Source organism: Bdellovibrionota bacterium, assembly GCA_035292885.1.
In the GTDB taxonomy this organism is placed as follows: Bacteria; Bdellovibrionota_G; JALEGL01; order JALEGL01; family DATDPG01; genus DATDPG01.
In genome coordinates, this window is the sequence record DATDPG010000206.1 from 1 (window position 1) to 6485 (window position 6485).

Genomic DNA, 6485 nt, shown 5'->3' on the forward strand with positions numbered 1-6485 from the left:
CCTTCTTGCGACCGGTGGTACGGCGTTGGCGACGATCCAATTGCTTCGGCAATTCGGCGCGGAGATTGTGGGCGCAAGTTTCGTCATCGAGTTGAAGGCATTGGGTGGGCGCAAAAGACTCGAGAATGTCGACATTCGAACTCTCTTAGCCGTCTGATCGCCCCCGTAGTTCAACGGATAGAACGGGGGATTCCTAATCCCTAAATCGAGGTTCAATTCCTCGCGGGGGCACCAGACTCAAAATTTATCCCGGCCGGCGGCGTTGCTCCTCGCTCGGGATCCTCATGTACGAATCCAAGTACACTCCGGTCCCTCGCATCGTCGCGCCTTGCCTGCCGGGTAAATTTTGAGTCTGGGGGTCTCCGTGCTGGAAGAAACTCGTCAACGCGAGCCCAGCGCGCGTTCAAAACTTTGATGGAGGGGGGAGGGGTAAGAAGATCGGGGATCGAGTCGTTGGATTGGAATGGAAGCGCGAAGCGAGTGTGAGCGTCATTCAATTCCTCGCGGGGGCACCACGCTTGTCCTTTTTCCGTGCAGCTTCGTTCTCGGCCGCTCGGAATGCTCACATACCAACGAACGTATGCTCCGCTTCCTCGCGGCCTGCGGCCTCGCTGCGCGAAAAAAGTCCTACGCGTGGCGAGATTCGTCGCTCGGGCCTCGCTATTCGGCCCAATCTGCGTATTTGGTAGTAAGCTCCCGCAGGAATTGAACCTCTCAGCGCGAGCAAGCGAAATGAAACGACTCATTCGGTGCAGTCACGCGGCAAGTTGTCGCTTTAAATTTTCAATTTCTTTTTCAATTCTTTCAATGCGAGATTCTGCGGCTTGTCGTTCGCCTAATCCTTCCTTCAAAATCTGGTTAAGCAGCCGCTGATATGGCGTACCTGTCTTTCCAGCCATTGTTCGTAAGAGCACAAGGCTTTCTTGGTCGACATTGATGGTGATTTTTACTTTTTTTGCCCTGGCCAAACTCGATCGCAATTCTTTCGTACCCTTGCGATCCAATCTTAGGTCATTCAGTCTGGGTTGTTTCATATAGCCTCCTGAACTTTCTCCACTCAGCGGACCCGATTATTCGGATGAGACGACCTCTTTTTGTAAACCAAGTGGTGAGAATTCGTCCTGAAGCGGATTTGCCAATCCAATACAATCTTTGTTCATTGCCAGAATGTTTTCTATCAACCATTTGAAACCCTTGAGGATCAAAGAAACTCTCGACTGCCTCCGAAAATTGAATGCCGTGCTTTCGGAGATTGAGAATCTCCTTGGAGAGATCCCACTCAAAATCCATCTTGAAACGTTTACCATACTAGTATGTATAATACCATATTAATTGAGATTCAGGAGGGAGATTAAAATTTCAATTACTGCAGACAGTTGCGTTGTTTGTCGCTATTAAGCAACCCACAATTTGGCTCCAACTCGGAGTGATTGGGGGCACCGCGGTCGGTCTTTTCCCGCATAGCTTCGTTGCGCGTCGATAGGGATCCTCATGCACGGACCCAAATACATTCCGGTCCCTCGCTCCTCGCGGCCTCGCTACACGAAAAAAGTCGTGCGCGTGGCGCCAACCGGGGTGCTTGCAGGAATTGAAGCTCTCAGCGCGAGCGTCATTCAATTCCTCGCGGGGGGAAGGGGTTCTGGCTATAATGACATCCAATGCCGCGCTTGATTGGGTGCCTCGTCTTAGGTTTATTTCTGTCATCTTCCACGCTGTTCGGACAAGGGAAAGGATTGAAGAAAACGCAGCAAACGGTTCCGAAATCCGCCACGGCAACGTACACACCGGACGTCGACCTAAAGTCGGCGCCGGCTTACTATCGCGAACGCGTCATTCGATTTCGGAACATGATGCGAGCCGAACCCACTCGCGAAGCAAAGATCGCGAAAGCGAGAGCTCTTGCAACCAATGCCAAGTCTGAATTTCGGCGGGACGCGATTGATTTTCTGGGAGAGGTGAGAGCCTCGGAAGCGGTGCCGGATCTCTTCCGCATGGCCAAAGTTCCGGATATCCGGGAGTTTTGTATCCATGCTCTTGGAGAGATCGGCGATGGTCGCGCCGTTCCATTGATGATTCATTATCTGAATGACCCGAACGAAGATGTCCGGGGTAATGCGGAGCGGGCCTTTCAGCGGATTACGCGGGTGACGTTCGAATATCATTATGCGGATCCGCCCGCGAAACGAAAACAGGGAATTCGTGAGATTCAATTATGGTGGGAACGAAATAAGGCCACGTTTAAAGCGCGGGATGAAACCCCCGACGAGAAAAAAGCCGCGGAAGAATCATGGGAAAAATACGGGCGACAGTATTTGTACGACCTGAATCGGTAAATTCGCTCCGCCCGGCTCTCGATCGGCTCGCATCGCATTTCGATGAACGATTTCTTCACACGGACCCGCTCAAGTTTCCGCATCGCTACACCACGGTGCGGGATCGGGAATTGGTCGGTTTTGTATCGGCGCTGCTCGCGTTCGGAAACGTAAGAACGATTTTTCAGTCGTTAGAGAGTCTTCTGCAGGTTCTGGGTTCGTCGCCTTACGAAACCGTTTACTCGTGGCCGAACAAGCTTCCAAAACGACTTCGTTCGTTTCGGCATCGATGGGTGACAGGACAGGATCTGCATTTTCTGTTCAAGGGGCTTCGCAGAATCCTTCGCAAGTTCGGTTCAATCGAACGGGTCTTTATGGCCGGGTATGCGCCGGGCGACTTAGATCTCAGTAAGAGCCTGGAGCGTTTCAGTCATCAACTCCTTTCGGAAATCCATTGTCGTTCTCCGGATCCGGTGGTGTCGCTGGGTCTCCGTTTCTTGATTTCTACCCCGGTCATGGGAAGTGGGTGTAAGCGATTGAACCTTTTCCTTCGCTGGATGGTTCGACGGGTACCGCCGGACCTTGGAATTTGGAAGGCGGTTCCGCCGCGACAACTCCTGTTGCCGATCGATACTCACCTGGGCCGGATCCTTCAGTACATCGGTCTTACGGCTCGCCGCACAGTCGGATGGAAAATGGTGTCGGAAGTTACGGCCCGTCTACGGGAACTCGATCCGGAAGATCCGGTACGTTTTGATTTTGCTTTAGCCCGCCTTGGGATTCTAAACCGCTGCCGGCATCGACCCGATCCGGACTGTTGTCCGCATTGCCTGCTGCGGGAACTATGCGTTCTGAATAACGGCACGTTTTAGACCCCCGTCTTGACACTTATAACGCATCGAGTTAGAACCCGTCCCTGCGAGGACATCCGTTCCGCGGCGTGACCCGGATGCCCCAAAAAATGGCGCATCTCGGCTCCGAAAATGTGCGAACAATGCTGTTTTATCAGCAGGTTAGTATGCGAAACGGATGGCATATGTCTTGCTCCCGATGAAGGGAAAGGTGGATCGGATATGACGTACAAGAAATCTGGAATACCCGCTTTTCTCGTTCTTCTCATTTTGACCGCGTGCGGTTCGGACACGGGTGGATCGGTTCATGGAGTCATCAGCGGCCAACAATTCGAACTCGGGGTACAGGGCGTTAACTGCGACGCCGGACCTCCCCAAGGACCCGGAGTTCCCGGTCTCGACGGTCAACTCAACTCGCCACTTCTTTGCACGATGAATTTTCAGTCCGATGGATATTTCAGCGATTACTTGGCCATCTCGGTCTCAGACGTTTTGGCCGTCCATGATTTCTTAGGGAGTTACCTTCCGATCGACGGCGTTTTGATCAGTGGAAGCATTACGCTGGGAGGACAGACGGAAGCCATCATTCAGGGAGTTGTTCGTTTCACCGACATTACGAACCGGTCGGGCGGCCGGGTCGCGGCTGATGGGCAGGTGCTAACGGGCCGGGCCCAAGTAAATTTCGAGTTCAAGGATTCCGTGAGGTTTGGATTCTAAGCATGAAAAAACTCGTCTTAAGCATCGCCTCCATCGCCCTGCTCCTAGGATGCAGCGACGGGAGTCAGAACCTTCCGGCTTATCTGCCGGGTTACGCGGTTCAAAACGCGAATCAGAACGCGCGGCAAACGACCGCGCCGAGCCTACCTTCGCCCACCGTACCGGCATTGGGTCAGGCGAACGGACTCTTAAGCGCTGAAACTCCGACGGACGATGAATGCGAAGCGGCGAAACAGTTATGCGCAGAGCATTCATCCGACGGTTCCGATGCAGATTCGTCAGAGGATGGAACTCAGGTAACCGTTCACGCGCAAACCATATGCGTGTTGTGCCAAGCACGCATTGGTCAGATCGACATCGGTCCCGGATCGGTCATTCCGTATGGCGCGACCGATCTGCGCGGTATTCCATTCCAACAAATTGGCCCCCAATACTCGGTCCCCTTCCAAGTGGCTCCAGGAGTCCTGGGACCGGTAGGAAGTCAGTTCATCAATCCGGCTACGGCGTTGAATCAAGTCTTCGTCGGCGGCCCTGGCTGGGGGCGAATGATTCCGTTTCAAACCTCGGCTTATCAGGGACTCAATCAGCAGTATCTGGCAGCCGCCTGTGGAGGCCGGATTACAGTGACCTGCCTTCAGCGGGTCGACACTCAAGTGTTTGTGCAGGGGTCCGTTCTCTGTACCTGTATGGACAAGCGGGCGTCCGGAACACTCAGTCCGGGTGATCAATCGAGATGCCAGGATGTGGCGGATAGTCTTTCCTTGGGCGAGGAGTGGAGCGCGTGGGGGAACGATATGAAGGAGATCGGGAAGGAAGCTCTCAGTGATTTGACGCACATTGCTTCATGGCTCGTTCGTTCGCCGCTGGGTTCGGTGCGCCAGGCGGCGGACAGGCAAATGATTCGTCAAGCGCAGCAGCGACAGACGAGTCTTTTCGCAACGGCGCGCTTGCGCGGTTTTTCCTGCGGGGGATCCGTCACCGTCAGCAGTTGTTCGTGTGTAAGTTCGGAATACGTCTGCGGTCCATCAATTTAAATACTTAACGAACCATTTCTAGAATCATTCTTGGGCTCAAAAAAAGGGGGTTGCAAGATTGCCGTTTGCGGGATTATGATCCCCTCCGCAAGCGCAGCCCAAGTGAGAAGAAGAGGGGACGGGACAAGGAAATCCCTCCCCGGAGACGGCCAAGGATGTGGCGGCAGCGACGCAGATGCGGAATGGAGTTCTGAGGCCGATCCAGAAACGGGCAGGCGCTGTATTTTTTTATTGGAATTACGAGGGGATACGGGTGGGGGTCCCTTTCGGGCGAGGCATATTTAATGCATCGCGTTAAGTTAGACAGTTTGCACCGATTCACTGAATTTCGGTGCAGAAAGAAAACTAAGGGAGGCGACTGACCCATGAACTTTTCCGAATTGACCCGAATGATGCTCAGCAGCATGGATTTTTTTGAGCTCCGCCGCACAGCCGCACGGTACGCCGTGCCTTATCAGGGGATTCGCAGACAGAAACTGGTTCGCGACCTGGAGCGGAAGATTTTAATGAAGAATGCGCCGAAGCCGATGCTTCATCCGGAGGCCCTTTCCGGACCGACCATGGCGGCACAATCGCCCGAGGGAGCCGTTTCCGCGAAACCATCTCAGATTCAGGAAAAGAGCCCCGGAGCGCCGCGGATCAATATGTTTTCGACACGGAATTCTTTTTCCCGGCTTTCCAATCCTCGATAGGTCTCCGCTTGGTGGCGGAAGCCGCCTGGTGATATAAACGGCAGGCGATGGCGGCCACCAGCGTCTTGAACGTAGGAGAACGTGTCCAAGTCTGTCTGGACCACCAGGAAAAATTAACGGTGGGGGAGATTGAAGTCTTGCACGGTCTTCATTCACGGCAACAATTTCAGCGGCCCATTACTTTTGTGGAAGAGCAGGAACTGCGAAAAATCGAATATAAGTTGGGTCTCGCGTAAGGGCCTCGCGTGCAATCTCTTCAACATCCAGGCACCGTAGCGGTGTTTGCCGGAGTTCTTCTCCTGGGGCTCATCGCTTGGATTTTATGGGCCGTCGGTTCGGCCCGGCGCCAATTGCGGGAATTGCGGTCCAAGGTTGGGGCGTTGCAAAACTCGTTGGAGCGATCCGGTCATCGCGGCCGAGGAGAAGCGAGAAGTTCTGAAAGCGGATCGCCTCCTCAAGAGACGCTTATCGCGAAGGCCGAACTGATGGAGCAATTGCCGAGGGTGTCGCCTCGCCCGATTCAACAAGTTTCCCGAGAAACCGGCTCGGCAACGGAGATCGATACGCATAGTTTGACCGATACGAATCCTCCTGCCGAAAAACCGACAGGGCCGGTACCCGATCCAAAGAATGACGAGGCGGAGGAAGATGTCGATCTTCCCATCAATGAAGCCAAATTAGCCGAGATTCCGTTCCATAACGTTCTCTCGGGCGGACGCGACCCGAAAAAGAAAAAAGATTAGAACCGGTCTCATAAATAGGTTCGTCGCGAGCCCGAGCGAAAAGGCTGTCAGCAAGGCCGCAGGGGCCAAATGCCCGGAAGCGTACTCTCTGCAGTACGTTGAGGACATTTGGTCCCGAGAACGCAGCTGGCAGCCT

10 protein-coding genes and 1 tRNA gene are annotated in these 6485 nt (G+C 53.9%); 9 read left to right on the plus strand and 2 right to left on the minus strand.

The features are described 5' to 3' along the window. The coding region (locus tag VI895_14880; protein HLG21083.1) for an adenine phosphoribosyltransferase at window positions 1-157 on the plus strand (157 nt) is incomplete at its 5' end. Between the two features lie 2 nt (window positions 158-159). Beyond that, window positions 160-234 (plus strand) — tRNA-Arg (locus tag VI895_14885). A 521-nt stretch (window positions 235-755) separates the two neighbouring features. Here the strand turns inward: VI895_14885 and VI895_14890 are convergent. Together VI895_14890 and VI895_14895 are read right to left on the minus strand one after the other, a co-directional pair. Beyond that, window positions 756-1034, minus strand: coding sequence for a hypothetical protein (locus VI895_14890; protein HLG21084.1), 279 nt, complete (start codon window positions 1032-1034; stop codon window positions 756-758). Then, window positions 1012-1290: a BrnT family toxin gene (locus VI895_14895; GenBank protein HLG21085.1), complete on the minus strand. Its 279-nt coding sequence runs from the start codon at window positions 1288-1290 to the stop codon at window positions 1012-1014. Before VI895_14895 ends, VI895_14890 begins: the two co-directional genes overlap by 23 nt. A gap of 368 nt (window positions 1291-1658) precedes the next feature. On the opposite strand from VI895_14895, the gene VI895_14900 reads away from it, so the two are divergent. The 7 genes from VI895_14900 (at window position 1659) to VI895_14930 (ending at window position 6349) form a co-directional block, all read left to right on the plus strand. Beyond that, window positions 1659-2333, plus strand: coding sequence for a HEAT repeat domain-containing protein (locus VI895_14900; GenBank protein ID HLG21086.1), 675 nt, complete (start codon window positions 1659-1661; stop codon window positions 2331-2333). Further along, the gene (locus tag VI895_14905) at window positions 2288-3184 is read left to right on the plus strand and encodes a TIGR02757 family protein (GenBank protein HLG21087.1); all 897 of its coding nucleotides are present in this window, start codon (window positions 2288-2290) and stop codon (window positions 3182-3184) included. Before VI895_14900 ends, VI895_14905 begins: the two co-directional genes overlap by 46 nt. 201 nt (window positions 3185-3385) lie before the next feature. Further along, the gene (locus VI895_14910; GenBank protein HLG21088.1) at window positions 3386-3880 is read left to right on the plus strand and encodes a hypothetical protein; all 495 of its coding nucleotides are present in this window, start codon (window positions 3386-3388) and stop codon (window positions 3878-3880) included. Between the two features lie 2 nt (window positions 3881-3882). Continuing rightward, window positions 3883-4914: a hypothetical protein gene (locus VI895_14915; protein ID HLG21089.1), complete on the plus strand. Its 1032-nt coding sequence runs from the start codon at window positions 3883-3885 to the stop codon at window positions 4912-4914. A gap of 365 nt (window positions 4915-5279) precedes the next feature. After that, complete coding sequence (locus VI895_14920; protein ID HLG21090.1) at window positions 5280-5606, plus strand: hypothetical protein; 327 nt, start codon at window positions 5280-5282, stop codon at window positions 5604-5606. Between the two features lie 47 nt (window positions 5607-5653). After that, window positions 5654-5842, plus strand: coding sequence for a hypothetical protein (locus VI895_14925; GenBank protein HLG21091.1), 189 nt, complete (start codon window positions 5654-5656; stop codon window positions 5840-5842). 9 nt (window positions 5843-5851) lie between these two features. Beyond that, window positions 5852-6349 carry a hypothetical protein gene (locus tag VI895_14930; GenBank protein ID HLG21092.1) on the plus strand — a complete coding sequence of 166 codons (498 nt, stop codon included), beginning with the start codon at window positions 5852-5854 and terminating at the stop codon, window positions 6347-6349. Window positions 6350-6485 lie beyond the last annotated feature (136 nt).